Below are 261 nucleotides of genomic sequence, written 5' to 3'. Positions count from 1 at the left end.
ATATTATTCTCACAGCTCCTGGATACTATCACTCACTTGCAAACTGGTGTTACTTGAATAATGGTATATTAGATATAGTAAATACAAAAGAAGAAAATAAATATAAAATATGTGAAAATGACCTGAATAATTGGATGAAAATTAACGGTAAACCCCCTAAGGTTTTAGTAATATTTAATCCAACTTATACGGGGGCATTTTATACAAAAGATGAGTTAAATGGTATCGCTAACTTTGTTGAGAAGTACAATGTACGAGTGG

Annotated in this window: 1 protein-coding gene; it reads left to right on the top strand. The window is 30.7% G+C overall.

The features are described 5' to 3' along the window. The coding region (locus tag SB822_RS58310) for a hypothetical protein (protein ID WP_410859272.1) at positions 1 to 261 on the top strand (261 nt) is incomplete at both ends.

The sequence above is a fragment of the Paraburkholderia sp. SIMBA_054 genome, from assembly GCF_046534875.1.
GTDB classification, from domain to species: Bacteria; Pseudomonadota; Gammaproteobacteria; order Burkholderiales; family Burkholderiaceae; genus Paraburkholderia; species Paraburkholderia hospita.
The sequence above is the reverse complement of the archived record's forward strand: the minus strand, read 5'-3'. Positions and strand labels throughout refer to the sequence as shown.